Raw genomic sequence first — 25672 nt, 5'->3', positions numbered from 1 at the left:
GCTGCCTGCACCGTGGCCCCCTGCCGACACCCCGCCCACCGTGACCCCGCCCGGTTGTCGCCGTGGGTCGTTCGCTCGCGGTAGGTATGACCCGCCCCTCTAGGGAGGGTGCCCACCCTACGGGCGGGCACTGACACCGTCCGGCCGCTCGCTACGCCAGCGACCCGCGAGCCACGCCCTGCGCCGCCGCCCGGCCGAGGAACGCCAGCAGCCGCACGTCCGCCCCGTCACCGTCGCGCACGGACAGCGGCGGCGCGAATCGCGCCGGCCGATCCACGTCGTCGACCAGCAGGCTCGACACCTCCAGCAGCCGCCGCGCGAACGACGGCGGCAGCGGCCGGTCGGCGCCGCACGCGCGGGCGACGTCCCAGCCGTGGACCGCGATCTCCAGCGCGCCGGTCGCCGCGACCGTCCGGGCGGCCAGCCACCGCCCTCCGACCCCGACGACGTCCGGTCCGGACCCGGCGGCGCACCGGGCCAGCAGCGTCCTGGCCCGCCACCGCAGCGTGCCAACGGGGTCGGCGTCGGCGCCGGCCATCACCACGGCGGCGGGTGCGGCGACCCGGCCGGTGTCCGTCGCCTCGAGCAGCGTCAGCAGCGAGTCGTTCAGATGCCGCAGCAGCGCACCCAGGTCCCAGCCCGCGCACGGCGTCGGCCGCGACAACAGGTCCGGCCGCACCAGGCCCAGGCTGACCGTCGTGTAGCCGAGCGCCCGTTCGAGCAGTTCCGCCGCGTCGGCCGGCGGGCCGGTCACGGCAGCACGTCCGGCAGCCCGAATCGCGGGAACAGGCTCACGTCGAAGAACTGGGCGATGTGGGTGAGGCCGGTCGGGCCGGCCGACACGACCTGCACCGCGAACGGCCGGTAGACGTCGTCGTCGCCGCGCAGGTACTGCGCCAGCGCCGGCTGACCGTTGGCGGACGTGCGGACGATGCGGATGTCGCCGGAGCGCTTCATCGGGCACTGGACCCGGATCAGCTCGCCGATGTCGGCCGGCCCGACGAACCAGGCGGCGAACGGTGGCATCTCCCAGACGGCGTCGGCGGTGAGCAGTCGCACCAGCGCGTCGATGTCGTAGGACTCGAACGCGGTGACGTACCGCTCCAGCAGCTCCTCGCGCTCGGGCGGCAGCGGCTCGACGGCGTCGTCCTCGGACGGCGCGACCTTGTCGAGCTGGGCGTGCGCGCGCTGCAGCATGCTGTTGACGGCCGCGGTCGAGGTGCCGATCAGGTCGGCGACCTCGGCGGCCTTCCAGCGCAGCACGTCACGCAGCACCAGGACGGCGCGCTGTCGCGGCGGCAGGTGCTGCAGCGCCGCGACCAGCGCCAACCGGACGCTCTCGCGGGACGTGACGACGGACGCGGGGTCGGCGCCGTCGCTGCCGCCGGCCCCGATCGCGACGTCGGGCAGCGGCTCCAGCCACGGCACCTCGGACCGTTCGACGAGGTCGCCGCCCGGCTCCGTGCTCGGCCCGCCCAGCCCCGTCGGCATGGGCCGGCGGCCGCGGCTCTCCAGCGCGGTGAGGCAGGCGTTCGTCGCGATGCGGTAGAGCCACGTGCGCAGCGACGAGCGGTCCTCGAAGCGGTCGTAGGCGCGCCAGGCGCGCAGGTACGTCTCCTGCACGAGGTCCTCGGCGTCGTGGACGGAGCCGAGCATGCGGTAGCAGTGTGCGAGCAGCTCGCGCCGGTACGGCTGGGCCAGCTGCTGGAAGTCGCCCGTCGTCTCGCCGGTGGTGGTGTGCACCGTCGCCTCCCTCGTCCTCTGCCGACGATACGCCGCCGAATGGTCTGCTCGGCGACCGTCGGCAATGGACGGGAGGGCGGTGAGCGCGGTGGTCATGCCTGGTCCGCTGCGTGGTCCGCGGCCAGTTGGGCCTGGTGCTCGGGGCTGATCTGGATGAGCTGGACGTAGTTGCCGTCCGGGTCGATCGCGGTCGCGAAGAGGCTGCCGTCACGGTCCTCCAGCGGGGCCAGCCAGCTGACGCCCATGTCGTCCAGCCGGGCGACGACGGAGCGCGCGTCGTCGACGTCGAAGTTGAGGATCATCCGGCCCGGCTCGGGGTTCGCCGCCCCGACGTCGTCGCGCTGGTCGATCATCAGGTGGAAGGCGCCGTAGCGCAGCATCCGGTAGTCGCCTACCCGCGCGTCGTCGGACGGCGTGAGCGCGGCGGCGTACCAGGCGCCGAGGCGGTCCGGGTCGGTGCTGGACAGCAGGATGCTCGCGAGGCTGGCGGTACTCATCGGGTCTCCCTCTGGTGGCTGTTATCCGGGTAGACCAGTGGACGCGCGGAAAGTCATCGCTGCCGGACGTTGTCAGTGGCGCCTGGTTCACTGATGATCATGAACGAGCAAGCGATCCTGGTCCTGGGCAGCGCCGGCACCGTCGGCCGCCGGTTGACCGCCCGGCTGCGCGACGCGGGCGCGCCCGTGCGTGCGGCCTCCCGCCATGGCGACGTCCGGTTCGACTGGTCCGCGCCGCCGACGTGGGAACCCGCGCTGGCCGGCGCCGACCGGTTGTTCCTCATGGCCCCCGACGGCGTGCCGGTCGACCCCGCGTTCGTCGCCCTGGCGGTCGAGTCCGGCGTGCGCCGCGTGGTGCTGCTGTCCAGCCGCGGCATCGAGGTCATGCGCGACGACCGGCTGCTCGCCGCCGAGGCCGTGGTGCGCGGGTCGGGCGCGGAGTGGACCATCCTGCGGGCCGACTGGTTCGACCAGAACTTCGACGAAGGCTTCTTCCGGCCCGCCGTCGTCGCCGGTGAGCTGGCGATGCCCCTCGGCGACCTCCGCCAGGCCTTCGTCGACGCCGGCGACATCGCCGCCGTTGCTGCTGCCGCCCTCACCTCGCCCGGCCACGGCGGCCTTCGCTACGACGTCACCGGCCCGCGGGCGCTGTCGTTCGGCACGGCGGCCGAGATCATCGCCCGCACGTCCGGGCGTTCGCTGCGCTACCTCGGTTCAGAGGACGACTATCTCGCCCAGCAGGCCCGCCTCGGCGTGCCCCGTGAGGCGGCCGCCGCTGCCGCCGCGGCGTTCGCCGCCCTCCGTTCCGCCGGCCACAGCGAGCCCTCCGACGTCGTGGAGCGGGTCACCGGGCGGCCGCCGCTGTCCTTCGAGACCTACGCCGCCGGGGCCGCGGCCGCCGGAGCGTGGGCCGAGTGATGGGGGCGGCGATGATCAGGCGCGTCCGGGCCCGGTCCTGGGCCCGGGGCGTGGGCCCGGGGCGTGGGCCCGGGGCGTGGGCCAAGTGATGGCGGCCGCGACGGTCAGGCACGCCCGGGCCGGGGTGTGGTCGCCGGCGTGGGCACCGAGGGCTGGGGACGGGCCGGTCGTTGGCCGGCCGGCGGTGTTGCGGAGAGAGGAGGACTGACTGGAGAACTCGAGTGAAGTAACTGGTGCTACGGTGCGCGCCGATCGGTGCGCACTGGACATGCTCCGCGCACAGCGGTGACCACGGCGTACGTCCCGGTTCGGTCGACGGCCTGTGTGAGTCTGCCCGTTAGACGGCCGCCCCCGTTCGGCGGCTGGCTTGTTGCCAGTGGGGTTGGCGTGCCGGACGGCTGATGGGTGGCGCTGGTCCGTGGGCCAGGCGGCCGGTCGGCGGCGCGCGTGATCCGGCGGACGGTCGCCCCCGCGCGGGCCGCCGGTCGGCGGCGCGCGTGGCCCGGCGGACGGTCGCCCCCGTGCGGGCTGCTGGTCGGCGGCGGGCGTGGTCCGGCGGACGGCCGCGCCGATCTGCGCACCGTGCTGGCTGGCGGGTGGCGTTGGTCCGCGGGTCGGGTGGCTGGTCGGCAGCGTACGTGGCCTGGCGGACGGGCGCCCCGAGCAGGCTGCTGGTCGGCGGCGCGCGTGGCCCGGCGAACGGGCTGGTCTGGTCGCTGGCTGGTTGGCGGGTGGCGTTGGCCTGCCGGGGCGGCCGCCCGAACGGTTCGGCGGCCGGTTGGTGGCGTGCATCTGTCCGCCGGACGGCCGCTTCGGCTGGCCCGTCCCGGATCGGGCCACCGCGGTGCCGGCTCAGTTGACGACCGCTGCCTGGTGGGCGCCGTCGGGGTCGGGCAGCCTGGATTGGACCGCCTGGCGCGTGAGGTTACGGCGTGCGAGCGCCCGAGCGCGGCACCCGCAGCCCGTGGTCCGTACTCGCTACCGTCCGGGAGCGTGCGCGGGAGCAGGAGCGGCGGGAGCGACGCAAGCGGGCGCGGCGGGCACGGCGGAAGCGGGCGCGGCGGGCACGGCGCAAGCGGGAGCGGGCGCGGCGAGCGCGGCGCAAGCGGGAGCGGGCGCGGCGAGCGCGGCGCAAGCGGGAGCGGGCGCGGCGAGCGCGGCGCAAGCGGGAGCTGATCGGCGCCACCCAGGGCGCGGTTGGTGCAGGCGGCCGTCAGACCGCCCGCACCGCGGCTGCGCGAGACCCGGGGCCGAAGCCCGGCTCAGCGCAGCCGCGGGTCCAGGGCATCGCGGATGAGGTCGCCGAGCACGATGAAGCTGAGCACCGTCAGGCTGAGGAAGAGCGACGGGAAGATCAGCAGGTGCGGGGCGGCCGCGAAGTCCGTCGACGCGTTGGAGAGTTGCAGGCCCCAGGAGATCGCGGGTGCCTGCAGGCCGACGCCGAGGAAGGTGAGGGTGGACTCGACGACGATGACCGTGCCGATGTCGAGGGTCACCATGACCATGATCGGCGTGATCGCGTTCGGCAGCACGTGCCGCCGCAGCAGCCACAGCCTGCTGCCGCCGAGGCCGACCGAGGCGCGCACGTAGTCCATGTCGCGGACCTGGATGACGCTCGACCGCATCACCCGGGTCATCGACGGCCAGCGGAAGAGGGCGAGGACGAGGGCGACGGTCCAGATGCTGCGGGCCTCGAACGCCGTCAGCACGACCAGCGCGCCGAGCAGGAACGGGAACCCGAAGAACACGTCGGCGAACCGCGACACGACGGCGTCGACCACCCGGCCGAAGAAGCCGGCCAGGCTGCCCAGCACCAGCGCGAGCGCCAACGTCAGCGCCGTCACCAGCACACCGACGCTGATCGAGGCGCGGGCGCCGTAGACGACGTTCGCGTACACGTCGCAGCCCTGCTTGTCGAAGCCGAACGGATGCCCCGACGCCGGGCCCTCGATGCTGCGCGACAGGTCGCACACCCGCGGGTCGCCGTTGCCGAACCAGCCGGCGAACAGCTGCGGCGCGATCGCCACCACGATCAGCAGCATCACCAGCAGCGACGCGACGATGAACAGCGGGCGGCGGCGCAACTCCCGCCAGGCGTCCCCGACGAGCGTCGACGACTTCCCGGCCGCGTCGGAACCGGAGCCGGAGCCCGCGCCCGGCGCCCCCAAAGCACCCGGAGCACCCGGAGCCCCGGACGCCCCCGGCGACGAGCCGGCGGCCCCCGGGTCTGTGGTCGTGATGGCGGACGTGGGATCACTCATGACGGATCCTCGGGTCGAGCACGCCGTAGAGCAGGTCCACGACGAGGTTGGCCAGGAGGAAGATCACGACGAGGACGGTGGCGACGCCGACGACGACGGGTCCCTGCTGCGACGCGATGGACGAGAACAGCAGCTGGCCGACGCCGGGCAGGTTGAAGACGCCCTCGATGATGACGGTGCCGCCGAGCAGGTAGCCGAGGTCGATGCCGAGGAACGTCACGGCCGGGATCATCGAGTTCCGCAGCACATGCCGATACACCACCCGCCGCCGGCTCAGCCCCTTCGCCGTCGCCGTCTTGACGTAGTCGGCGCGCAGGTTCTCCAGCATGCTGGCCCGCACCAGCCGCGCCACCGACGCCAGGCCGAAGATCGCGAGGATCAGCGACGGCAGCAGGTAGCTCACCGGCCACCCCTCGTCGACGCCGGAGACGGGGACGATGCCGAGCTTGACGCCGAACACGATCTGCGCGGTGTACGCGAGCACGAACACGGGGATCGAGATCACGCCGACGGTGAAGAACAGCACCGTGTGGTCCAGCCAGGTGCCCTTGCGCAGCGCCGTCAGCACGCCCAGCCCGATGCCGACGACGACCTGGATCACCCACGCCGTCAGCGCGAGCCGGATCGTCACCGGCCAGCGCTGCCCCATGAGGTCGGCCACCGGGCGGCCGTTGAAGTCGGTGCCGAGGTCGCCGGTGAACAGGTTGCCGAGGTACTTCAGGTACTGCAGCAGCACGGGGTCGTTCAGGTTGAACTGCTCCCGCATCGCGTTGACGACGCTCTCCGGCAGCTGGCGGTCGCCGCCCAGGGCGCGGATCGGGTCGCCGGGCAGCGCGTAGACGGCCAGGTAGATGAGCAGCGTCACGCCGAAGAACACCAGCACCAGCTGCAGCAGGCGCGAGACGACGTACTTGCTCATACCGGACGACCTCAGCCCTGCCGCGCCGCGTGGGCGGCGGTGACGAGGATGGCGGCGTACTGCACGGCCGCAAGCTTGCCGTACGGGATGGCCTCCGCGGGGGTCACTTCGGCGGCTTCGGCGGCCCAGGTCTCGTAGAGCGCGTCCATCGCGGCCCGCTGCTCGCGCAGGACCGGCGTGCCGTTGCCGATGGCCAGCTCGCCGTCGAGCGCCCGCAGCAGCGTCCCGCCCCAGCGCAGCCGGAACATGTGCACGACGTCGAGGCAGCCGAACTGCTCGGACACCGACGCCGGCCGCTGCGAGGACGGGTCGGCGGCACGGTGCTCGCTCTGCTGCGCCGCCTTGGCCAGTATCGGCACGAACGCCTCGGACGAGCGCAGGAACGGCGAGCGCGCGGTGAGGTCGGGCCGGGCCGCGGTGAGGATGCGGTCCAGCAGGGCGTGGGTCTCGCGCAGCCCGCCGGCCTGCTCGCGCAGCACGTCGGCGTAGCTGCGGGTGAGCAGGGTGTCGTCGTTGGCGTCGGGGTGGATCCAGTACGGCATCTCCGTGACCAGCGTCAGCGTGCCGTACTTCGCGGCGTATGCCGCGCTGGACCCGCCCGCCTGCCGGTCCGTCGGGTCGAGCCCGGCGGCCTCGGTGAAGTCGTACTGGTCCTCGCTGCGGATCATCCCGAAGATCGCCGGGGCGTACCGGTCGACGTACGGGGCCTCCGGCTCACCGGTGTCCAGCGGCAGGTCGACGTCGGCGGCGATCTGGTGCAGCAGCGGGTAGAGCTCGGGCTCAGGGCGGGACAGGTAGTAGTAGACGCCGCCGTACTCGCCGTTGTGCAGCGAGCACATGAAGGCCGGCTTGGTGTCGTCGATCAGCCGCATCAGCGCGACCGTCTCGGGCATCATCCGGTCGAAGTACGCCTTCTTGTAGGCGAACGGGAACGTCCACTCGACCTGCTCGTCCGGGGCCGGTCGGTAGAACCGGCGGCCGTAGGCGGGCCGGTTCAGCGGGCCGCGGAACCAGCCCTCGTTGAGCCGCATGCCGTCGGGGTCGATGCACGGCACGATGTGCCAGGTGTAGTCCAGGCGGTCGAGCAGCTCGCGGTCGGTCGTCAGCCGCTCGATCAGATGCAGGGCGGTGATGTTGCCGATCGGCTCGTTCGGGTGCACGCCGCCGAAGACGACGGCGTGCCGGTCCGCGGAGCCGATCGTGATGGCCTCGATCGGCTCGCCGAGCCGCGACGTGCCCACCCGGCGGATCCGGGTCACGTCCGGGTGGGCCGCGTGCGTGCGCTCCAGCGCCGCGGCCAGCTCGTCGACCGTGGGGAACGCGTCGGCCTCCGGCTGTACCCGTAGTGCCTCGTCGACCAGGTGGGACGTCGGGATCGTCACTCTCTGCCCTTCTCTGCGCGTGCTGACCGTGGCCGGGGACGCCGTCAGTTGACGACGACCTCGTTGAGCTCGATCTGGTCGAACCCGATGATCACGTTGGAGACGTTGCTGCTGTGCGCGTAGACGTACTTGGCGTAGAACAGCGGGACGATCGGGAAGTCCTCGATGATCCGCTCCTCGGCCGCCTTGTACAGCTCGGTCGCCTCGTCCAGCGACGGCGCCGCGTCGGCCTGCGCGATCAGCGCGTCCACCTCGGGGTTCGAGTAGCCGCCGCCACCCTCGCGGGCGTCGCCGTGCGAGCTGAACACCGCGAACAGCTGGCTCTGCATGCTCGGGTAGAGCGAGCCCCAGCCGCCGCGGAACGGGCCGGTGGCCTGCTGCGTGCGCAGCGCGTCGAGGAACTGGACGAAGCCCGGCTGGCTGCGCGTCGTGACCTCTTCGATGCCCAGGTTCTGCCGGATCTGGTTGGCCAGCGCCTCGAAGGTCTGGTCGTAGCCGACGCCACCGGGGAACCAGATCTCCATCGGGCCCTCCCAGCCGCCGGCCTCGGCCAGCAGCTCCTTGGCCCGGTCGGGGTCGAACTCGCAGAACTCGCCGCACAGGCCCTCGGTGCCGCCACCCGGGGCGGACGGGCCGTGGTACGACGTCGCCGGCGTGTAGAGGCCGCCGAAGATGGCCTCGTTGACGGCGTCGCGGTCGATCGACATCGAGATGGCCTGACGCAGCCGCGGGTCCTGGAAGCGCGGGTCCCACAGCGGGAAGCCGAGCCAGTCCAGCCGGACCGCGTTGAACGCGACGAAGCTGTCCGTGAAGTCGGTGGCGACCTGCTTGTACTTCTCCTGCGGCACCGACACGATGTCGACGGCGCCGCCGATCGCGTCGGTGTAGGCCGTCGTGGTGTCGCTGTAGATGCGGAACGTGATGCCGTCGGCGTTCGGCTTCGGACCCTGGTAGTCCTCGTAGCGGGTCACCGACAGCTGCACGTCGTGTTCCCACGCGCCGTCCATCATGTACGGCCCGTTGCCGACCGGCGCCTCGTTGAACGCGTCGAAGTCGGCGAACGCGACCTCGGGCAGCGGGTAGAAGCCCGGCTGGCCCAGCTTGTACGGGAACTGGCTGTCGGCCGCCTTGAGCGTCACCCGCAGCGTGTTCTCGTCGACCACCTCGACGCCGGAGAGCGTGTCGGTGGCGGGGGTTCCCTCGGCCGGGTTCAGCTCGTCCCAGCCGACGATGCCGGACAGTTGGGCGTTGTTGGCCCACGCGTTCGGCCCGTACGCCGTGGCGTTCCAGGCGTCGGCGTAGCTCTGCGCGGTCACCGTCGTGCCGTCGTGGAACGTCCACCCCGGCTTGAGGGCGATGGTCCAGACGATGTTGTCGTCGCTCTCGATCGACTCGGCGTTCAACATCTGCGGTTCACTCTGGTCGCCGAACTTGACCAGGCCGGAGAAGAGCGCGTGCATCTCGTCGAACGCGCCCTGGGACCGGCCCGGAAGGAGGGCGTCGGGTTCGTCGATGCCGACGGAGAACGTGCCGCCGGTGCCCTCACCGCCGCCGTCCCCACCGGTGTCGGAGGTGTCGTCGGAGCCGCCACCACAGGCGGTGACGGTGAAGAGAGCAGCACCGACAGCGAGTGCTGCGAGCCGTTGCCACGTGCGCATGGTCACCTCTCGGGGTGTGCCGCGGGCAGTCTCGGTGCCCGATCGCTTGAAGTGTGGGTGAATCTAGTGACACTCTGAAGTTTCAAGCAAGAGATATTCTCATCGAACTTTCAGAAGTTACTGAGACTTAATCGTAGGCGTCGGCGGGGCGGCACATGCCCCGTACGCCGAAACACCCACTGGCGGACCCCGGTGGTCATGGCCCACCATGTGGGCCGGAGGAGGTGTCATGGCGGACGACCGGGCCAAGCTCGAGTTCTTCGTCGAGGAGCTCGGGCTGCTCTTCGAAGAGATGGGGGAGCGGCGCATGAACGGCCGCGTCCTCGGCTACCTCATGCTGAGCTCCGACCCGCACGTGTCCACGGCGGAGCTGATGCAGGAGCTCAACGCCAGCGCCGGCTCCATCTCCGCGGCGACGCGTGCGCTCTCGGCGCCGGGGTTCATCCGCCGCGTCTCGGTCCCCGGCTCTCGTGGCCACTTCTACCGTGCCGACGATGACGTGTGGGGCGCGTTCCTCGCGACGGAGCACCGCTACCTCTACAAGCGTCAGCGCCTGGCCGACGAGGTCGTGGCCGCCCTCGGGGCCGAGGACGACATCGTCCGGCGCCGGATGGCCAACATGCGCGACTACTTCAACTGGCTCGAGGCCCGGCATCGCACCCTGGGCAACGAGTGGGAGGAGTACAAGCGCCAGCGCGACGCCGAGCGCGGCGACGACGCCGGCTGAGCCGCTCCGGACCGCGAGAATCGAACCCCCGCCGGCCAGGACGAATCCACCGTCACCGCGGTCAGGCGGCGGAGAATGCGCACCTCAGCGCCCCGGCGAAGCCGATCCGTCCGGCCGCCACCGCCGTTCGCGAAACACATCGTTAACGCGCCGTTCAGGCGTGTCCTATCGCCGGGATCACGCTTGGCAGTAATCTTGGCAGTGGCGGACGGTGAGTAGCCGGCCGCTCGGGAGGCCCGTCCTACGTGCTGACACCATGGCGCGAACGGAGGGCCGGCACCCGGCCCAGTGGGCTCGGTCCCGGCACTCCGCGCGACACAGACGCCTGAATAGTCAGGGTGCATTCAGGCGTGAGGGAGACGGACGTGGCCGCTTCCAAGACTCAGACCCGTCGTCGCACCACCCGGCAGGAGCCGGCTCGCCGCACCTACGTTCTCGATACGAGCGTGCTGCTGGCCGACCCGTACGCGATACTCCGCTTCGCGGAGCACGACGTCGTGTTGCCGATCGTGGTGATCACCGAACTCGAGGCCAAGCGCCACCATCCCGAGCTGGGTTACTTCGCCCGAGCAGCGTTGCGGCTGCTGGACGAGTTGCGGGTGGAGCATGGCCGCCTCGACGACCCCATAGCGGTCGGCGATGAGGGTGGCACGGTCCGGGTCGAGCTGAACCACACCGATCCCGAGGTGCTGCCGGCGGGTTTCCGGCTGGGCGACAACGACTCCCGCATCCTGGCGGTGGCCCGCAACCTGGCCGCCGAGGGGCACGACGTGACGTTGGTGTCGAAGGACCTGCCGATGCGGGTCAAGGCGTCGTCGGTGGGGCTGCACGCCGAGGAGTACCGCGCCGAGACCGTCATCGAGTCCGGCTGGACGGGTATGGCGGAGCTGGAGGTGGCCGGCAGCCTGCTCGACGAGCTGTACGAGAACGGGTACGCCGACCTCGAGGAGGCCCGCGAGCTGCCCTGCCACACCGGCCTGGTGCTGCACAGCGAGCGCGGCAGCGGCCTGGGCCGCATGACGGCGGACAAGCGGATCAAGCTGGTCCGCGGCGACCGCGAAGCCTTCGGCCTGCACGGACGGTCGGCGGAGCAGCGCATCGCCCTCGACCTGTTGCTCGACGACGAGGTGGGCATCGTGTCGATGGGCGGCCGGGCCGGTACGGGCAAGTCGGCGCTGGCGCTGTGCGCCGGGCTCGAGGCGGTGATGGAGCGGCGGCTGCACAAGAAGGTCGTCGTGTTCCGGCCGTTGTACGCGGTCGGCGGCCAGGATCTCGGCTACCTGCCGGGCAGCGAGTCGGAGAAGATGAACCCCTGGGCGCAGGCGGTGTTCGACACCCTCGGCGCGCTGACCACGCAGGACGTCATCGACGAGGTGGTCGAGCGGGGCATGCTCGAGGTGCTGCCGCTGACGCACATCCGGGGCCGGTCGCTGCACGACTCCTTCGTCATCGTCGACGAGGCGCAGTCGCTGGAGCGCAACGTGCTGCTGACGGTGCTGTCGCGCATCGGCAGCAACTCCCGGGTGGTCCTGACGCACGACGTCGGGCAGCGCGACAACCTCCGCGTCGGGCGCCACGACGGCGTCGTCGCGGTGGCCGAGAAGCTGAAGGGGCACCCGCTGTTCGCGCACGTCACGCTGACCCGGTCCGAGCGGTCGCCGATCGCCGCGCTGGTCACCGAGATGCTCGAACGGACCCCTGGGTGAGCGACGTCTCATTTACTTGATTCGTCAGCTATGTCGGGAACTCCCGTGTTACCTCTGGTGACGCGGGAGTTCCCGCAGGTCAGGGCGGGCAAGCGAGGGGAACGGCGAAGGGGTGCGCGTCAGCCTCGGCGGGACGTCTCCGCGTAGCGGCAGAGCGTCACGATGGGCCGTGTGACACGCCGTCGAGTTGGCAACGATCACGTTTCCATTGCAGTGTGGTGGAGCCCTACAGGAAGGTTCCCCTACTCGTGCATCGAAGACGAAGGCGCCTGCGCCGAGTCGCAGCAGGCCTCGGCATCCTCGCCTCGATCACCGTTCTCGCCACCCTCTTCACGGGGTGGCTCGTCGATTCCACCAGTTCCGGAACCGCCGCCGTGAGCACCCAGCAGCTGACGCTGCCGGAGGTCGGCTCCAAGGCCCAGTCGCCCGAGCTGCCGTCCCTCGAGGACGACCTCGCCGCGGCCGCCGAGGCCCAGGTGCAGGCCGAGGCCGAAGCGGCGGCCGCCGCGCAGGCCCAGGCGGAGGCCGAGGCCAAGGCTCAGGCGGAGGCCGAAGCGGCCGCAGCCGCGGAGGCGGCCCGCCAGGCCGCCGCCGAGGAGGCCGCCCGGTCGCTGGAGCGGGCCGTCGAGGACCCGCAGTCCGCCGCCCGCACCCTGATGGCCGACTACGGCTGGGGCGACGACCAGTTCCAGTGCCTCGACAACCTGTGGACCCGCGAGTCCAACTGGCGGCACACCGCCGAGAACCCGTCGTCGGGCGCGTACGGCATCCCGCAGTCGCTGCCGGCGGACAAGATGTCCCGCTTCGGCGACGACTACCGCACCAACCCGGTCACCCAGATCGAGTGGGGCCTCTGGTACATCGAGGGCCGGTACGGCGACCCGTGCGGCGCGTGGGCGCACTCCGAGTCCGTCGGCTGGTACTGACGCTCAGAACCGAACGAACCCCCGGCACCGAACGCTGGTGCCGGGGGTTCGCGCTGTTCGGGGTCAGGACGGCGGGCGCGTCATGCTCAGCACGTCGAGCGCTTGGTCGAGCTGGTCCTCGGTGAGCTTGCCGTCGGCGACGTAGCCGCGCTCGACGACGACCTCGCGGATGGTCTTGCGCTCGGCCAGTGCCTGCTTGGCGACCTTGGCCGCCTCTTCGTAGCCGATGTAGCGGTTCAGCGGCGTGACGATGGACGGCGACGACTCGGCGTACTCGCGGCAGCGCTCCTCGTTGGCCTCGATGCCGGCGACGCAGCGGTCGGCGAACAGCCGCGAGATGTTGGCCAGCAGGCGGATCGACTCGAGCACGTTGCGTGCGATGACCGGCAGCATGACGTTCAGCTCGAAGTTGCCGGCGGCGCCCGCGAACGCCACCGTGGCGTCGTTGCCAACGACCTGCGCCGACACCATGCACAGCGCCTCGGGGATGACGGGGTTGACCTTGCCCGGCATGATCGACGAGCCGGGCTGGAGGTCGGGCAGCGCGATCTCGGCCAGGCCGGCGCGCGGGCCGGAGCCCATCCAGCGGACGTCGTTGGAGATCTTGTACAACGACACCGCGATGGTGCGCAGCTGGCCGGACAGCTCGACCAGGCCGTCGCGGGCGCCCTGCGCCTCGAAGTGGTTGCGCGCCTCGGTGAACAGCAGGCCGGAGTCGGTGGCGATGCGCCCGATGACGGCGGCGGCGAACCCGGGCGGCGTGTTGATGCCGGTGCCGACCGCGGTGCCGCCCAGCGGGACCTCCGCGACTCGCGGCAGCACGGCCTCGAGCCGCTCGACGCCGTAGGCGACCTGCGCCGCGTAGCCGCCGAACTCCTGGCCGAGCGTGACGGGGGTGGCGTCCATCAGGTGCGTGCGGCCGCTCTTCACGACGGACACGAACTCGACGGCCTTGCGCGTCAGCTCGCCCTCGAGGTGGCGCAGCGCCGGGACGAGGTCCTCGACGACGGCGCGCGTGGCGGCGATGTGGATGGCCGTCGGGAACACGTCGTTGCTCGACTGCGACGCGTTGACGTGGTCGTTCGGGTGCACCGGCCGGCCCAGCCGCTCGGTGGCGAGCGTGGCGATGACCTCGTTGGTGTTCATGTTGCTGGACGTGCCGGACCCGGTCTGGAAGACGTCGATGGGGAAGTGGCCGTCGTACTGGCCGCTCGCGACGTCGGCGGCGGCGTCCTGGACGGCCTTCGCGATGTCGGCGTCGAGCACCCCCAGCTCGGCGTTGACCTGCGCCGCCGCCCCCTTGATGGAGGCAAGCGCGCGGATCAGCGCGCCCTCGATGGGCGTGCCGGAGATCGGGAAGTTCTCGACGGCGCGCTGGGTCTGCGCGCGGTACTTCGCCGCCGCGGGAACCCGTACCTCGCCCATGGTGTCGTGTTCGATGCGGTACTCCTGCTCGCTCATGTGCCCATCATCGTCGACCGGGCGTACGCGTGGTCCCGCGGGGTACTCCCGCGGTCGGCGCCGCCTCGGGGGTAGATCAGGGGAAAACCCGGGTGACTCAGGGCACATTGCCACGCACTATGTGAGGCAGGCATACTCATTCTATAAAGAATGAGCCTCCGTTTTACGAGGACCTAGGGAGGGACGGGGCGCGGCAGCCCCACACCGCACTCGCCCCGGCACGTCATGGCCTTCGATATCCGCGACTACACCCGAACGTCCCGAGCCGTGCAGTGGCAGGACCTGCCGCTGGACGAGTTCCGGACCAACCCACTACCGCCCGAGACGTTGCGCAGCCTGCGCTACATGTGCGACGTCGAGTACCACACCGTCTGCTACCTGCGCGACATGCTCGTCACGCCGTCGCACAAGGACCCGCAGGTCACCGCCTTCATGACGATGTGGAACATGGAGGAGTTCTGGCACGGCGAGGCGCTCGCCGAGGTGCTGAACCTCCACGGGATGTCCATCGACTACGACCACCTCAAGGCCACCCGGCTGAAGCTGGGCTGGCGCGACAAGCTCGACCCGATCAAGCAGTCGCTGCTGGCCAACGTCGTCGGCCAGGACTTCGTCGCCGTCCACATGATCTGGGGCGCGGCGAACGAGTGGTCGGCCATCACGGCGTACAACCGGCTGGCCGAGCTGGAGCAGCACCCCGTCCTCGCCGAACTGCTCAAACGCATCGCGAAGCAGGAGGCGCGGCACGTCGCGTTCTACGCCACCCAGGCCCGCGACCGGCTGGCCCGCAGCAAGAAGGCGCAGAAGATCGCCCGCTTCGCGCTGCGGAAGTTCTGGGGCCCGGTCGGCTCGGGCGTCATGGCCGAGACCGAGGTGGTGCACGTGCTGCGGCACCTGATGAGCGGACCGGACGGACGGCGCGCGGCCCGCTCCATCGACGACCACATCGGGCGGATGCCGGGCCTGGCCGGCCTGCGCATCGTCGAGGACGCGCTGGAGGTGCGCGGCATCCCGGCCTGACCGCGGCCGGCGGGGTCAGGCGGCGCGGCGGGCGACGTAGACGTGGTAGTCGACGTCGCGGGTCTCGCGCCGCACCGTCCGCACCACCTGCTCCACCTCGCCGACGGCGCCGGCCAGCACACCGGCCAGCGCCGGCGCCGGCGCCGCCGACCACACCGCCAGCAGGCCGCCCGGACGCAGCGCCCGGGCGGCGGCGGAGAGCAGCGGCCGCTCGTACACCTCGGCGTTGCCCTGGTGCACGAGGAAGTGCGGCCCGTTGTCGACGTCGAGCAGGATGCCGTCGTACTCCGACGGCGGCGCCGCGCGCAGCATGGCGCGCACGTCGTCGACCACCACTCGCACCCGCGGGTCGGTGACGACGGCCCCCAGTCCGGGCACGACGCCGCGCCGCAGCACGTCGACCAGCGTCGGCTCGATCTCGACGACGTCCACCCGCCGCACGCGGTGGTCGGCCAGCAGCGCCCCGGCGGTGAAGCCGAAGCCGAGGCCGGCCACCAGCACGGCCGCCGGCGACGGGTGCCGGTCCAGCAGCAGGCCGGCCAGCAGCCGCTCCGTCGACGTCTCGGCGGTGTCCATGAGGAACGTGCCGTTGACGATCAGTTCGTAGACCGGGCCGTCCGAACCGGACCGGCGCCGCACCACCACCTCGCCGTCGACGCCGTCGTGGCGGACCAGCGTCTGCGGGGTGTCGAACACGAGAACACCGTATGTCCTCGACCGGGGGCACCGGATGTCGTAGGTTCGACTCACACCATGACGCTCCGATGCCGTAGCGGTCACCTGGAGCGACCATCTGCTCCAGGGAGGCGATGTGGGCAGAAGGACCGTCAGCGTCGCCGCGGCCGCCGTCCTCACGGTGGGACTGGCAGCCTGCGGCAGCAGCGATTCCACCCCGACACTCACGTGGTACATCAACCCCGACAACGGCGGTCAGGTGGAACTGGCCAAGCGGTGTACGGAGGCGGCCGGCGGCGAGTACCGCATCGAGACCTCGCTGCTGCCGCGTGAGGCGTCGGCACAGCGCGAGCAGCTGGCCCGCCGGCTGGCCGCGAACGACTCCTCCATCGACATCATCAGCCTCGACCCGCCGTTCATCCCGGAACTGGCCGAGGCCGGGTACCTCGCCGAGATCCCCGAGGACGTCGCGGAGGCGGTCACCGAGAACGTCGTGCAGGGCGCCATCGACGGCGCCACCTGGAAGGACGAGCTCGTCGCGGTGCCGTTCTGGGCCAACACCCAGCTGCTCTGGTACCGCAAGTCCGTCGCCGAGGCCGCCGGGCTGGACCCCGAGAACGAGCCGGTCACCTGGCAGCAGATCATCGAGGCCGCGCAGTCGCAGGACAAGTATCTCGGCGTCCAGGGCATCCGGGCCGAGGCGCTGACGGTGTGGATCAACGCGCTGGTCACGTCGGCCGGCGGCGAGATCATCGACAACCCCGAGGCGCCCGCCGACCAGGTGCAGCTGGGCCTCGAGACCGACGCCGGCCGCGCCGCCGCGCAGATCATCGAGGACATCGCCCGCAACGGCCTCGGCGGGCCGGGCCTCGCCAACGAGGACGAGAACGCGTCGATGCTGCAGTTCCAGGGCGACCGCGGCTCGTTCATGGTCAACTGGCCGTTCGTCTGGTCGGCCACGCTGGCCGGCGTCGAGGGCGGCAATCTCGACCAGTCACTGGTCGACGACATCGGCTGGGCGCAGTATCCGGCGGTCGCCGAGGGCGAGGACTCGCGTCCGCCGTACGGCGGCATCAACCTCGGCATCGGCGCGTTCAGTGAGCACCCCGACTTCGCCATCGCGGCCGCGCAGTGCATCGTCACGCCCGACAACCAGGCGTACTACATGGTCACCAACGGCAACCCGGCGTCGAACACCGAGGCGTACGAGAACCCGGACGTCCAGGAGACCTTCCCGATGGCCGACCTCATCCGCGAGTCGCTGGAGGCGGCGGCGCCGCGGCCGCAGACCCCGTACTACAACGAGGTCTCGACCGGTCTGCAGAACACCTGGCACCCGCCGAGCTCCGTCACGCCCGACTCCTCGCCGGAAGAGGCCACCACGCTGATCACCGAGGTGCTGAAGGGGGAGAGGCTGCTATGAGCGTCACCGAGACCGCGGGCGAGAAGGCCGCGATCAGCGATCGGGCACGGTCCGAGCGGCGGCTCGGCTGGTGGCTGGCCGGTCCGGCGTTCGTGGTGATGCTGCTGGTCACCGCCTACCCCATCGTGCAGGCGTTCTACGAGTCGCTGTTCAAGTACCGCCTCACCGACCCCGACGCCCGCGAGTTCACCTGGTTCGGCAACTACGGCGTGGTGCTGTCCGACCCGATCTGGTGGCGCGCGGTCGGGGTGACCGTGCTGATCACCGTCATCACGGTCGCGATCGAAGCGGTGCTGGGCTTCGCGCTGGCGCTGGTGATGCACCGGGCGCTGAAGCGGCTGCGGCCGGTGCTGCGCACAGCGATCCTGGTGCCGTACGCCATCATCACCGTCGTCTCGGCGTTCGCGTGGTTCTACGCGTTCGACATCAACTCCGGCTTCGTGAACCAGTGGTTCGGGTGGGCGCCGGGCATCAGCGAGAACACCAACTGGTTCGGCGAGTTCGGCACGTCGGTGTTCGTGATCATCGCCTCGGAGATCTGGAAGACGACGCCGTTCATCTCGCTGCTGCTGCTCGCCGGGCTGGCCCAGGTGCCGGAGGACCTGCAGGAGGCGGCCAAGGTCGACGGCGCCACCTGGTGGCAGCGGATGTACAAGGTGACCATCCCGAACATGAAGGCCGCCATCATGGTGGCGCTGCTGTTCCGGACCCTCGACGCGTTCCGCATCTTCGACAACGTCTTCATCATGACGCAGGGCGCCAACAACACCGAGGTCGTCTCGTTCCTCGCGTACAGACAGACCATCAGCCGGCTGGAGATCGGCCTCGGCTCGGCCGTCTCGGTGCTGCTGTTCCTGTGCGTCGTGCTGATCAGCGTGCTGTTCATCAAGTTGTTCAAGGTCGATCTGGCCAGCGCGAGAGGGGAGCGGTGATGGACGAGGGTCAGCTCTCCCGCGGCACCAAGGCCTGGTGGTGGGTCGCCGGCGTCGTCGTCATCGTCTACGCCCTGTTCCCGGTGGCGTGGATCGTGTCGCTGTCGTTCAAGACCCCCAGCGACCTCGGCACCGGCGAGTTCCTGCCGACGAACTGGGTGTGGGACAACTACGACAACATCCTGGTCGGCGACGCCCAGGAGCTGTTCCTGTCGGCGCTGCGCAACTCCGTCGGCATCTCGCTGATCGCCACGTTCATCTCGGTGGTGCTGGCGACGTTCGCGGCGTACGCCATCGCCCGGCTGGACTTCCCGGGCAAGCGGCTGATCCTGACGACGGCGCTCGCGGTGGCGATCTTCCCGGTCATCTCGATCGTCACGCCGCTGTTCAACCTGTGGCGCAACATCGGCCTGTACGACACCTGGCCGGGCCTGATCATCCCGTACCTGTCGCTGACGCTGCCGATCTCGATCTGGACGCTGTCGGCGTTCTTCCGGCAGATCCCGTGGGAGCTGGAGCAGGCCGCGCAGGTCGACGGCGCCACCACCTGGCAGGCGTTCCGGAAGGTGATCGTGCCGCTGGCCACGCCCGGCGTGTTCACCACGGCGATCATCTCGTTCTTCATCGCGTGGAACGACTTCGTCTACGGCATCTCGCTGACCTCGACCGAGGCGGCCCGGCCGGTCCCCGCGGCGCTGGCGTTCTTCACCGGCGCGTCACAGTTCGAGGAGCCCACGGGGGCGATCGCGGCCGCCGCCGTGGTCGTCACCATCCCTGTCGTGATCCTCGTCCTGCTGTTCCAACGCCGGATCGTGTCCGGCCTGACCCAGGGCGCCGTCAAGGGCTGACCTGCACAACCGGGAGGAATGATCCCCAATGGCTGCCATCACGCTGAAGGACATCAACAAGCGCTACGGCGACGGCTTCCACGCGGTCAAGGACGTCAGCCTCGACATCGCCGACGGTGAGTTCGTCATCCTCGTCGGGCCGTCCGGCTGCGGGAAGTCGACGCTGCTGCGGATGATCGTCGGGCTCGAGGACATCACCAGCGGCGAGCTGCGCATCGGCGACGAGCGGGTCAACGAGAAGGCGCCGCGCGACCGCAACCTGTCGATGGTGTTCCAGAACTACGCGCTCTACCCGCACCTCACCGTCTACGAGAACATCGCGTTCCCGCTGCGGCTGGCGAAGACCCCCGACAAGGAGGTCGACGAGCGCGTGCGGCGGGCCTCGGGCCTGCTGGAGCTGGACGAGCACCTCGACCGCAAGCCGGCCAACCTCTCCGGCGGCCAGCGCCAGCGCGTCGCCATGGGCCGGGCCATCGTCCGCGAGGCGCAGGCCTTCCTGTTCGACGAGCCGCTGTCCAACCTCGACGCGAAGCTGCGCGGCCAGATGCGCACGGAGATCTCCCGGCTGCAGAAGCGGCTCGGCATCACGACGGTGTACGTCACGCACGACCAGGTCGAGGCGATGACGCTCGGCGACCGCGTCGTCGTGCTGCGCCGCGGCGTCGTCCAGCAGGTCGCCAGCCCGCGCGAGCTGTACGAGAACCCCGTCAACCTGTTCGTGGCCGGGTTCATCGGGTCGCCGCCGATGAACTTCATCTCCGCGACGGTGTCCGGCGACAGCCTGCACACCCCGTTCGGGAGTGGAAGCTGCCGGAGTCGCGCGCGGTCGACCTCAGCGGACACGAGGTCGTGCTGCTCGGCGCACGGCCGGAGGCGTTCGAGGACGTCTCCGTCGTCTCCGACACCGTCCGCGACCACGGCGTGGTGTTCGACGCGACCATCGACGTCATCGAGTGGCTGGGCAACGAGCAGTACGCCTACGTGCCGTACGAGGCGCCCGAGGACATCCGCGCGCAGCTGGCCGAGCTGGAGCGCGAGCTGGACAGCGAGGCGCTGCGCACCCAGCTGGTGGTGGCGCTCGACGCCAGCAGCCGCATCCCCGAGGGGACGCCGGCCAGCCTCTGGCTGGACCTGCGCCGGGTGCACGTCTTCGACCCGGAGTCCGGCGACAACCTGACGGTCAAGGCGATGGGGGAGCGGGTGCCCGACACCACCGGCAACGGTGGTCCGCCGACGGGGGAAACCCCGGCGACACCCTGATCCTTCTTCAGGGGTAGATCTCCGGGCTTTCTCCTCCGTCCGGACGGCCGGGTGATTGCTAAGGTCGTCAGTTGTGGACGAGACAAGCGACCAGCGGGCCATGCGGGCGTCCGACGCCGACCGCGAACAGGTCGCCGACGTTCTGCGCCAGGCGGCGTCCGACGGCCGGCTGAGCCTCACCGAGCTGAACGACCGCATCGAGACGCTGTACGCGGCCAAGACGTACGCCGACTTCGAGCCGGTGGTCGCCGACCTCCCCGGCGACCTCCCGCTGCCGCCGTCCGCCGCCCTCGCGCGCCGGGCAGCCGCGTCGCCGGCCGCGTCGCCGTCGCCGTCCGGCCGGGTCGGTGGCGTGCCGTCGTCGCGCAGCGCGAAGGTCGTGTTCAGCGGCATCCAGCGGCGCGGCGACTGGGTCGTGCCGCAGTACTACCGCGTCAAGGCCGTGTTCGGTGGCGCCGACCTCGACCTTCGCGAGGCGACGCTCGAGGCGGCGGAGGTCGAGATCGACATCAAGGCGGTCTTCGGCGGGGTCAACATCGTCGTGCCGCCCGACCTCCGGGTGCAGGTCGACGGCGACGGCGTCTTCGGCGCGTTCAACGACGACACCACCCGCGGCCCGCAGCCGGGCCCCGGCGCACCGGTCGTCCGCATCACCGGCAAGGCCGTCTTCGGCGGCGTCAACGTCCAGCGCAAGTCGGCAGGCGAACGATGAGCGAGGTCCCCGACGAGCCGAAGCCGGCGCCCGCCCCCGCACCACCGGCGCCCGGCGCCGACTACCCCGACGTCCGCAGCGGCGCCGACCTGCGCTGCTCCGACGTCGACCGCGAGCGGGTCGCCGAGGCGCTGCGCCAGGCCGCCGGCGACGGCCGCCTCACGCTCACCGAGCTGGAGGAGCGGCTCGAGGCGACGTTCAAGGCGCGCACGTACGGCGAGCTGCAGCCGATCACCCGCGACCTCCCGCAGGGCCCGTACCCGGTGCCCGGCGGCAACCCGGCGGCGAACTGGCAGGCCGGACGGCCGGACGCGGCGCGGGTGGCGCCCGTGGCCGGCGCCGGTGCGCAGCCGCCGCTGCCGCCGTCCGGTGGGCCGGTCCGTCCGTCCGAGCGCATCACCAGCGTGCTCAGCAACGAGAAGCGGCAGGGCCGCTGGGAGGTGCCGGCCCGCATCGACGTCACCTCGATCCTGGGCGAGGTCGTCCTCGACTTCACCGAGGCGGTCGTGCGCACTCCCGAGGTCGAGATCCAGACGTCGATCGTGCTGGGCAGCCTCACCATGATCGTGCCCGAGGGCATCGACGTCCGCATCGACGAAGGCACCAACATCCTCGGCGAGCGGAAGATGAAGCTCCGCGAGCCGGTCACGCCGGGCGCCCCGGTCTACCGCGTGCGCGGCTTCGTGCTGCTGGGCGAGGTCACCGTGCGCCCGCCGCGCGACAAGCGCCGTTCGTTTCTCGGCCACTGATCAGCGTCCGGGGGGTTCACCGTCGTGGGTGATCATGGACCGATGAGTCTCCTCGCCGTCGCGGCGGCCCAGCACGACGACAGCTTCGGCTGGGGCCCGTCCGGCGTCGTCTGGGCCGGCCTCGGCTGGCTCGCCCTGGTTCTCCTCACCGCCATCCTCCTCCGCCGTCGCGCGTCCCGGCGCCGCTGACGACGGCCGGCAGCGCTATATTCCTTGACAGGAATATAGCCGGGCTGGCATGTTAAGAGGTAAGCGGAGGGAGTTCTCCATGTCGACGACATCCCCCACCTGCCCGCCCGACCTTTCCCACCGGCCGTACGCGCTCGCGGTCGAGCGCACGATGAACGCTTCGGCAGACGTGTTGTTCCATGCCTGGACACAGGGGTTCGACCGCTGGTTCGCCGAGCCGGGCACGGTGGTGATGCGCGCCGAGGTCGACGCGCCGTTCTTCTTCGTCACTCGCTACGCCGGCGAACTGCACCCGCACTACGGCCGCTTCCTCCGGCTCGCGCCGGCCCGCCTGGTCGAGCTGACCTGGCTCACCGGCGCGACCGGCACGAAGGGGGCGGAGACGGTCGTCACGGTCGAGCTGACCCCCGAGGGGGCCGGGACGCGGCTGCGGCTCACGCACGCCGGGTTCGCCGATGAGGCGTCGCGGGCTCAGCACCGAGAGGCGTGGCCGCTGGTGCTCGATCAGCTCGACCGGCGAATGGCGGACTGATCCGCGCGGGCCGCCGCCGCTGACAGTTCCGCGTTTGCGGGTCTATGCTGTCCATTGTGCCGCAGTTTCGGATCTCTGACGCCGCCCGCCTGCTGGGGGTGAGCGACGACTCGTTGCGACGGTGGGCCGACGGCGGGCGGTTGCGCCTCGACCGCGACGACGCCGGGCGCATGGTGGTCGACGGGGTGGAGTTGGCGCGGGTGGCGCGGGACATCGGGCCCGACGAAGCGGCCCTGCCGACACCGCGGGAGTCCGCGCGCAACCACTTCCCCGGCATCGTCATCTCGGTGCAGAAGGACGGCGTGATGGCTCAGGTGGAGATCCAGGCCGGCCCGCACCGCGTCGTGTCGCTGATGAGCCGCGAGGCCGCCGACGAGCTGGGACTGGACGTCGGCGTGGCGGCCATCGCGTCGGTCAAGGCCACCACCGTCGTCGTCGACCTGCCGGCGGGCCGCGCATGAGGCGCGCGCGGCTCGCGTACGCCGTCGCCGCGGCCGCGCTGCTCGCCGTCGCCTGCGGGGGAGACGACGGCGGCGACGACGCGGCGGCGCCCGCCGGTGCGGCGACCACCGCGCCGGCCGACGCGCCGTCGGGGACGGTGACGGTGCTGGCGGCGGCGTCGCTGACCGAGTCGTTCGAGACGCTGTCCGACCAGCTGGCAGGTCAGTACCCCGGCCTCGAGATCGTCTACTCGTTCGGCCCGTCGTCCGGCCTGGTCGAGCAGGTGCTGGCCGGCGCGCCCGCCGCCGTCCTGGCCACGGCCGACACGACGACGATGGACGAGGCGGTCGCGGGCGGCGTCGTCGACGGCGAGCCCGAGATCTTCGCCCGCAACACGCTCGCGCTGGCCGTCCCGGCCGGCAATCCGGGCGACGTCACCGGGGTGGCCGACCTCGCGAACCCCGACCTGCGCATCGCGATCTGCGAACCGCAGGTGCCGTGCGGCGGCGCGGCACAGCGGCTGCTCGACGCGGCCGGGGTCACGGCGGCGCCGGACACCCTGACGACGGACGTGAAGGAGGCGGCGTCGCTGGTCGCGCTCGGCGAGGTCGACGCGGCGCTGATCTACCTCACCGACGCCGCGGCCGAGGGCGACGCCGTCGAGACCATCGAGGTGCCCGAGGCGGTCGTCAACGAGTACCCCGTCGCGCTGCTGGCCGACGCGCCCAACCCGGACGGCGCGCGGGCGGTCGTCGACGCGATCACCGGCGAGCCGGGCCAGAGCATCCTCGGCGAGGCCGGCTTCCTGACGCCGTGAGCCGGCGGACGGCGGACCTGCGGGTCCCGGCGGCGTTGCTGATCCCCGCGGCGCTCGGCGTCGCGATCCTGGTGCTGCCGATGGCCGGGCTGATCGCGCGGGCGCCGTGGGCCGACCTCCCGTCCATCCTGACCTCCGACGAGGTGCTGACGGCGCTGCGGCTGTCGCTGGTCACGGCGACGGTGGCGACCGGCGTCGCGCTGGTGTGCGGGGTGCCGGTCGCGTGGCTGCTGGCCCGGACGGCGCTGCCGGGCCGGGCGGTGCTGCGCGGTCTGGTGACGGTGCCGCTGGTGCTGCCGCCGGTGGTCGGCGGCGTCGCGCTGCTGATGGTGTTCGGACGGCGCGGGCTGGTCGGCGGCTGGCTCTACGACACGTTCGGCGTCAGCCTGCCGTTCACCACCGAGGCGGTCGTGCTGGCGCAGGTGTTCGTCGCGATGCCGTTCCTCATCGTCGCGGTCGAGGGGGCGCTGCGCACCGCCGACCGCCGCTACGAGGACGTCGCGGCCACGCTCGGCGCCTCGTCCTGGACGACGTTCCGCCGGGTCACGCTGCCCGCCGTCATGCCGGGCGTGCTGGCCGGCGCGGTGCTGTGCTGGGCCCGGGCGCTGGGCGAGTTCGGCGCGACGGTGACCTTCGCCGGCAGCTTCCCCGGCACCACCCGCACGCTGCCGCTGGAGGCGTACGTGGCGATCAACGCCGGCGACAGCGACGTCGCCATCGTGCTCAGCCTGCTGATGATCGCCGTCTCGGTGACCATCCTGATCGGGCTGCGCGAGCGCTGGATCGGGACCGCATGAGCCTGTACGCCGATCTCACGCTGCGCCGCGGCGACCTCGAGTTGCGGGCCGCGCTCGCGGTCGCGTCCGGCGAGGTGGTCGCGCTGCTCGGGCCGAACGGCGCGGGCAAGTCGACGGCGCTGCAGCTGCTGGCCGGCATCCTGCCGCTGGACGCCGGCCGGGTCGAGCTCGACGGCGTCACGCTCGACGACCCTGTCGAGGGGGTCCATGTCCGGCCGCGGGACCGGCGGGTCGGCATGGTCGTCCAGGACTACCTGCTGTTCCCGAAGATGAGCGTGCTGGAGAACGTCGCGTTCGGGCTGCGCTCACGCGGCGTGGCCCGCGACCGCGCCCGGGCCGAGGCGCGCGAGTGGCTGGTCCGGATGGGCCTCGACGGCTACGAGCGACGGCGTCCGGGCGAGCTCTCCGGCGGGCAGGCGCAGCGGGTCGCGCTGGCCCGGGCACTGATCGTCGAGCCGCGGTTGCTGCTGCTCGACGAGCCGCTGGCCGCGCTCGACGCGGGCACCCGGCCGGCCGTGCGGGCGGAGCTGCGCCGGCATCTCGGCGGCTACGACGGCTGCACGCTGGTCGTCACGCACGACCCGCTGGAGGCGATGGTGCTCGGCGACCGCGTCGTCGTGCTGGAGCGAGGCCGCGTCGTCCAGCAGGGCGAGCCGGCAGAGGTGGCCCGCCGGCCGCGCACCGACTACGTCGCCCGCCTCGTCGGACTGAACCTGCTGACGGGCACGGCGTCGGGCCGCAGCGCGCGGCTGCCGTCGGGCGCCGTCGTCGCGCTGGCTCACGACGCCACCGGTCCGGTGCACATCGCGTTCGCACCGGTCGCCGTCACGCTCAGCCCGCGCCGTCCGGAGGGGTCGGCGCGCAACGCGTGGCCGCTGATCATCGCCGACCTCGAGGCGCACGGCGACCTCGTCCGGGTGACGGCGGACGGCGCGGTGCCGGTGCTCGCGGACGTCACCCCGCTCGCCGTCGCCGACCTCGGCCTGGAGCCGGGCGGGCAGGTGTGGGCGTCGGTGAAGGCGACCGAGATCAGCGTCTATCCGGCGTGAGCCGCGGCCACCTCGGCGGCCGGCGCGCCG

25 protein-coding genes and 1 pseudogene are annotated in these 25672 nt (G+C 71.7%); 17 read left to right on the top strand and 9 right to left on the bottom strand.

The window, feature by feature from the left end; genetic code table 11:
• Window positions 1-151: 151 nt before the first annotated feature.
• Genes BLU82_RS23525 through BLU82_RS23515 form a run of 3 tightly spaced genes read right to left on the bottom strand, consistent with a single transcriptional unit; the run spans window position 152 to window position 2240 of the window.
• The gene (locus BLU82_RS23525; protein ID WP_092623446.1) at window positions 152-754 is read right to left on the bottom strand and encodes a TIGR03086 family metal-binding protein; all 603 of its coding nucleotides are present in this window, start codon (window positions 752-754) and stop codon (window positions 152-154) included.
• Window positions 751-1839: a sigma-70 family RNA polymerase sigma factor gene (locus BLU82_RS23520; protein ID WP_092623445.1), complete on the bottom strand. Its 1089-nt coding sequence runs from the start codon at window positions 1837-1839 to the stop codon at window positions 751-753. Before BLU82_RS23520 ends, BLU82_RS23525 begins: the two co-directional genes overlap by 4 nt.
• A complete protein-coding gene (locus tag BLU82_RS23515; RefSeq protein ID WP_092623444.1) occupies window positions 1836-2240 on the bottom strand; it encodes a VOC family protein in 405 nt (134 codons plus the stop codon). The genes BLU82_RS23520 and BLU82_RS23515 overlap by 4 nt, the downstream gene beginning before the upstream one ends.
• 99 nt (window positions 2241-2339) lie before the next feature.
• Here BLU82_RS23515 and BLU82_RS23510 point away from each other — a divergent pair, with 99 nt between their 5' ends.
• Window positions 2340-3158, top strand: a complete 819-nt coding sequence (locus tag BLU82_RS23510; protein ID WP_092626197.1) for an NAD(P)H-binding protein — start codon at window positions 2340-2342, stop codon at window positions 3156-3158.
• Window positions 3159-4420: 1262 nt separating this feature from the next.
• On the opposite strand, the gene BLU82_RS23500 is transcribed toward BLU82_RS23510, so the two are convergent.
• The 4 genes from BLU82_RS23500 to BLU82_RS23485 form a co-directional block, all read right to left on the bottom strand.
• The gene (locus BLU82_RS23500) at window positions 4421-5326 is read right to left on the bottom strand and encodes an ABC transporter permease (RefSeq protein WP_231947570.1); all 906 of its coding nucleotides are present in this window, start codon (window positions 5324-5326) and stop codon (window positions 4421-4423) included.
• Between the two features lie 85 nt (window positions 5327-5411).
• Window positions 5412-6338 carry an ABC transporter permease gene (locus BLU82_RS23495; protein WP_092623441.1) on the bottom strand — a complete coding sequence of 309 codons (927 nt, stop codon included), beginning with the start codon at window positions 6336-6338 and terminating at the stop codon, window positions 5412-5414.
• Window positions 6339-6349: 11 nt separating this feature from the next.
• A complete protein-coding gene (locus tag BLU82_RS23490; RefSeq protein WP_197682414.1) occupies window positions 6350-7720 on the bottom strand; it encodes a M14 family zinc carboxypeptidase in 1371 nt (456 codons plus the stop codon).
• Between the two features lie 44 nt (window positions 7721-7764).
• The gene (locus BLU82_RS23485) at window positions 7765-9378 is read right to left on the bottom strand and encodes an ABC transporter substrate-binding protein (protein ID WP_157741214.1); all 1614 of its coding nucleotides are present in this window, start codon (window positions 9376-9378) and stop codon (window positions 7765-7767) included.
• Window positions 9379-9607: 229 nt separating this feature from the next.
• Here BLU82_RS23485 and BLU82_RS23480 point away from each other — a divergent pair, with 229 nt between their 5' ends.
• From BLU82_RS23480 to BLU82_RS23470, 3 genes are all read left to right on the top strand, one after another.
• Window positions 9608-10105, top strand: coding sequence for a GbsR/MarR family transcriptional regulator (locus BLU82_RS23480; RefSeq protein ID WP_092623439.1), 498 nt, complete (start codon window positions 9608-9610; stop codon window positions 10103-10105).
• A 365-nt stretch (window positions 10106-10470) separates the two neighbouring features.
• Window positions 10471-11811: a PhoH family protein gene (locus tag BLU82_RS23475; RefSeq protein WP_092623438.1), complete on the top strand. Its 1341-nt coding sequence runs from the start codon at window positions 10471-10473 to the stop codon at window positions 11809-11811.
• A gap of 374 nt (window positions 11812-12185) precedes the next feature.
• The gene (locus tag BLU82_RS23470; protein ID WP_092623437.1) at window positions 12186-12737 is read left to right on the top strand and encodes a lytic transglycosylase domain-containing protein; all 552 of its coding nucleotides are present in this window, start codon (window positions 12186-12188) and stop codon (window positions 12735-12737) included.
• Between the two features lie 63 nt (window positions 12738-12800).
• Here BLU82_RS23470 and BLU82_RS23465 read toward each other — a convergent pair whose 3' ends face one another.
• Window positions 12801-14198: an aspartate ammonia-lyase gene (locus BLU82_RS23465; protein ID WP_092623436.1), complete on the bottom strand. Its 1398-nt coding sequence runs from the start codon at window positions 14196-14198 to the stop codon at window positions 12801-12803.
• 225 nt (window positions 14199-14423) lie between these two features.
• On the opposite strand from BLU82_RS23465, the gene BLU82_RS23460 reads away from it, so the two are divergent.
• Window positions 14424-15218 carry a hypothetical protein gene (locus BLU82_RS23460; RefSeq protein WP_092623435.1) on the top strand — a complete coding sequence of 265 codons (795 nt, stop codon included), beginning with the start codon at window positions 14424-14426 and terminating at the stop codon, window positions 15216-15218.
• A gap of 15 nt (window positions 15219-15233) precedes the next feature.
• Here the strand turns inward: BLU82_RS23460 and BLU82_RS23455 are convergent, their stop codons facing one another.
• On the bottom strand, window positions 15234-15914 hold the full coding sequence (locus tag BLU82_RS23455; protein ID WP_157741213.1) for a hypothetical protein: 681 nt from the start codon (window positions 15912-15914) through the stop codon (window positions 15234-15236).
• A gap of 115 nt (window positions 15915-16029) precedes the next feature.
• Between BLU82_RS23455 and BLU82_RS23450 the strand changes: the two genes are divergently transcribed.
• The 12 genes and pseudogenes from BLU82_RS23450 to BLU82_RS23400 all read left to right on the top strand — a co-directional run bounded on the left by BLU82_RS23450 (window position 16030) and on the right by BLU82_RS23400 (window position 25642).
• The gene (locus BLU82_RS23450; RefSeq protein ID WP_092623434.1) at window positions 16030-17316 is read left to right on the top strand and encodes an extracellular solute-binding protein; all 1287 of its coding nucleotides are present in this window, start codon (window positions 16030-16032) and stop codon (window positions 17314-17316) included.
• A complete protein-coding gene (locus tag BLU82_RS23445) occupies window positions 17313-18248 on the top strand; it encodes a carbohydrate ABC transporter permease (RefSeq protein WP_092623433.1) in 936 nt (311 codons plus the stop codon). The genes BLU82_RS23450 and BLU82_RS23445 overlap by 4 nt, the downstream gene beginning before the upstream one ends.
• Entirely contained in the window at window positions 18248-19096 is an 849-nt protein-coding gene (locus BLU82_RS23440; RefSeq protein WP_092623432.1) for a carbohydrate ABC transporter permease, read from the top strand. The genes BLU82_RS23445 and BLU82_RS23440 overlap by 1 nt, the downstream gene beginning before the upstream one ends.
• 28 nt (window positions 19097-19124) lie before the next feature.
• Window positions 19125-20356: pseudogene (locus tag BLU82_RS36430) on the top strand (ABC transporter ATP-binding protein).
• Between the two features lie 73 nt (window positions 20357-20429).
• Window positions 20430-21068, top strand: a complete 639-nt coding sequence (locus BLU82_RS23430) for a DUF1707 domain-containing protein (RefSeq protein WP_157741212.1) — start codon at window positions 20430-20432, stop codon at window positions 21066-21068.
• Entirely contained in the window at window positions 21065-21817 is a 753-nt protein-coding gene (locus BLU82_RS23425; RefSeq protein ID WP_092623430.1) for a DUF1707 domain-containing protein, read from the top strand. Before BLU82_RS23430 ends, BLU82_RS23425 begins: the two co-directional genes overlap by 4 nt.
• Window positions 21818-21859: 42 nt before the next feature.
• Window positions 21860-22006: a hypothetical protein gene (locus BLU82_RS34390; RefSeq protein ID WP_157741211.1), complete on the top strand. Its 147-nt coding sequence runs from the start codon at window positions 21860-21862 to the stop codon at window positions 22004-22006.
• A gap of 79 nt (window positions 22007-22085) precedes the next feature.
• Complete coding sequence (locus BLU82_RS23420; protein WP_092623429.1) at window positions 22086-22538, top strand: SRPBCC domain-containing protein; 453 nt, start codon at window positions 22086-22088, stop codon at window positions 22536-22538.
• Between the two features lie 44 nt (window positions 22539-22582).
• On the top strand, window positions 22583-22999 hold the full coding sequence (locus tag BLU82_RS23415; protein ID WP_370246203.1) for a molybdopterin-binding protein: 417 nt from the start codon (window positions 22583-22585) through the stop codon (window positions 22997-22999).
• Entirely contained in the window at window positions 22996-23796 is an 801-nt protein-coding gene (modA, locus tag BLU82_RS23410; protein ID WP_092623427.1) for a molybdate ABC transporter substrate-binding protein, read from the top strand. Before BLU82_RS23415 ends, modA begins: the two co-directional genes overlap by 4 nt.
• Window positions 23793-24593, top strand: coding sequence for an ABC transporter permease (locus BLU82_RS23405; RefSeq protein WP_231947569.1), 801 nt, complete (start codon window positions 23793-23795; stop codon window positions 24591-24593). Before modA ends, BLU82_RS23405 begins: the two co-directional genes overlap by 4 nt.
• Window positions 24590-25642 carry a sulfate/molybdate ABC transporter ATP-binding protein gene (locus BLU82_RS23400; RefSeq protein ID WP_092623426.1) on the top strand — a complete coding sequence of 351 codons (1053 nt, stop codon included), beginning with the start codon at window positions 24590-24592 and terminating at the stop codon, window positions 25640-25642. Before BLU82_RS23405 ends, BLU82_RS23400 begins: the two co-directional genes overlap by 4 nt.
• Window positions 25643-25672 lie beyond the last annotated feature (30 nt).

The sequence above is a fragment of the Jiangella sp. DSM 45060 genome, assembly GCF_900105175.1.
Lineage (GTDB): Bacteria > Actinomycetota > Actinomycetes > Jiangellales > Jiangellaceae > Jiangella.
Note: the sequence above shows the minus strand (reverse complement) of the source record. Positions and strands in the feature narration are given on the sequence as shown.

What these genes read in the sequence shown, in the direction of transcription:
- BLU82_RS23465 (WP_092623436.1), bottom strand. Translation starts at nt 14,198, where the DNA reads ATGAGCGAGCAGGAGTACCGCATCGAACACGACACCATGGGCGAGGTA.
- modA (WP_092623427.1), top strand. Translation starts at nt 22,996, where the DNA reads ATGAGGCGCGCGCGGCTCGCGTACGCCGTCGCCGCGGCCGCGCTGCTC.
- BLU82_RS23445 (WP_092623433.1), top strand. Translation starts at nt 17,313, where the DNA reads ATGAGCGTCACCGAGACCGCGGGCGAGAAGGCCGCGATCAGCGATCGG.
- BLU82_RS23425 (WP_092623430.1), top strand. Translation starts at nt 21,065, where the DNA reads ATGAGCGAGGTCCCCGACGAGCCGAAGCCGGCGCCCGCCCCCGCACCA.
- BLU82_RS23420 (WP_092623429.1), top strand. Translation starts at nt 22,086, where the DNA reads ATGTCGACGACATCCCCCACCTGCCCGCCCGACCTTTCCCACCGGCCG.
- BLU82_RS23485 (WP_157741214.1), bottom strand. Translation starts at nt 9,378, where the DNA reads ATGCGCACGTGGCAACGGCTCGCAGCACTCGCTGTCGGTGCTGCTCTC.
- BLU82_RS23400 (WP_092623426.1), top strand. Translation starts at nt 24,590, where the DNA reads ATGAGCCTGTACGCCGATCTCACGCTGCGCCGCGGCGACCTCGAGTTG.
- BLU82_RS23480 (WP_092623439.1), top strand. Translation starts at nt 9,608, where the DNA reads ATGGCGGACGACCGGGCCAAGCTCGAGTTCTTCGTCGAGGAGCTCGGG.
- BLU82_RS23460 (WP_092623435.1), top strand. Translation starts at nt 14,424, where the DNA reads ATGGCCTTCGATATCCGCGACTACACCCGAACGTCCCGAGCCGTGCAG.
- BLU82_RS34390 (WP_157741211.1), top strand. Translation starts at nt 21,860, where the DNA reads ATGAGTCTCCTCGCCGTCGCGGCGGCCCAGCACGACGACAGCTTCGGC.
- BLU82_RS23520 (WP_092623445.1), bottom strand. Translation starts at nt 1,839, where the DNA reads ATGACCACCGCGCTCACCGCCCTCCCGTCCATTGCCGACGGTCGCCGA.
- BLU82_RS23415 (WP_370246203.1), top strand. Translation starts at nt 22,583, where the DNA reads ATGCTGTCCATTGTGCCGCAGTTTCGGATCTCTGACGCCGCCCGCCTG.
- BLU82_RS23440 (WP_092623432.1), top strand. Translation starts at nt 18,248, where the DNA reads ATGGACGAGGGTCAGCTCTCCCGCGGCACCAAGGCCTGGTGGTGGGTC.
- BLU82_RS23495 (WP_092623441.1), bottom strand. Translation starts at nt 6,338, where the DNA reads ATGAGCAAGTACGTCGTCTCGCGCCTGCTGCAGCTGGTGCTGGTGTTC.
- BLU82_RS23515 (WP_092623444.1), bottom strand. Translation starts at nt 2,240, where the DNA reads ATGAGTACCGCCAGCCTCGCGAGCATCCTGCTGTCCAGCACCGACCCG.
- BLU82_RS23510 (WP_092626197.1), top strand. Translation starts at nt 2,340, where the DNA reads ATGAACGAGCAAGCGATCCTGGTCCTGGGCAGCGCCGGCACCGTCGGC.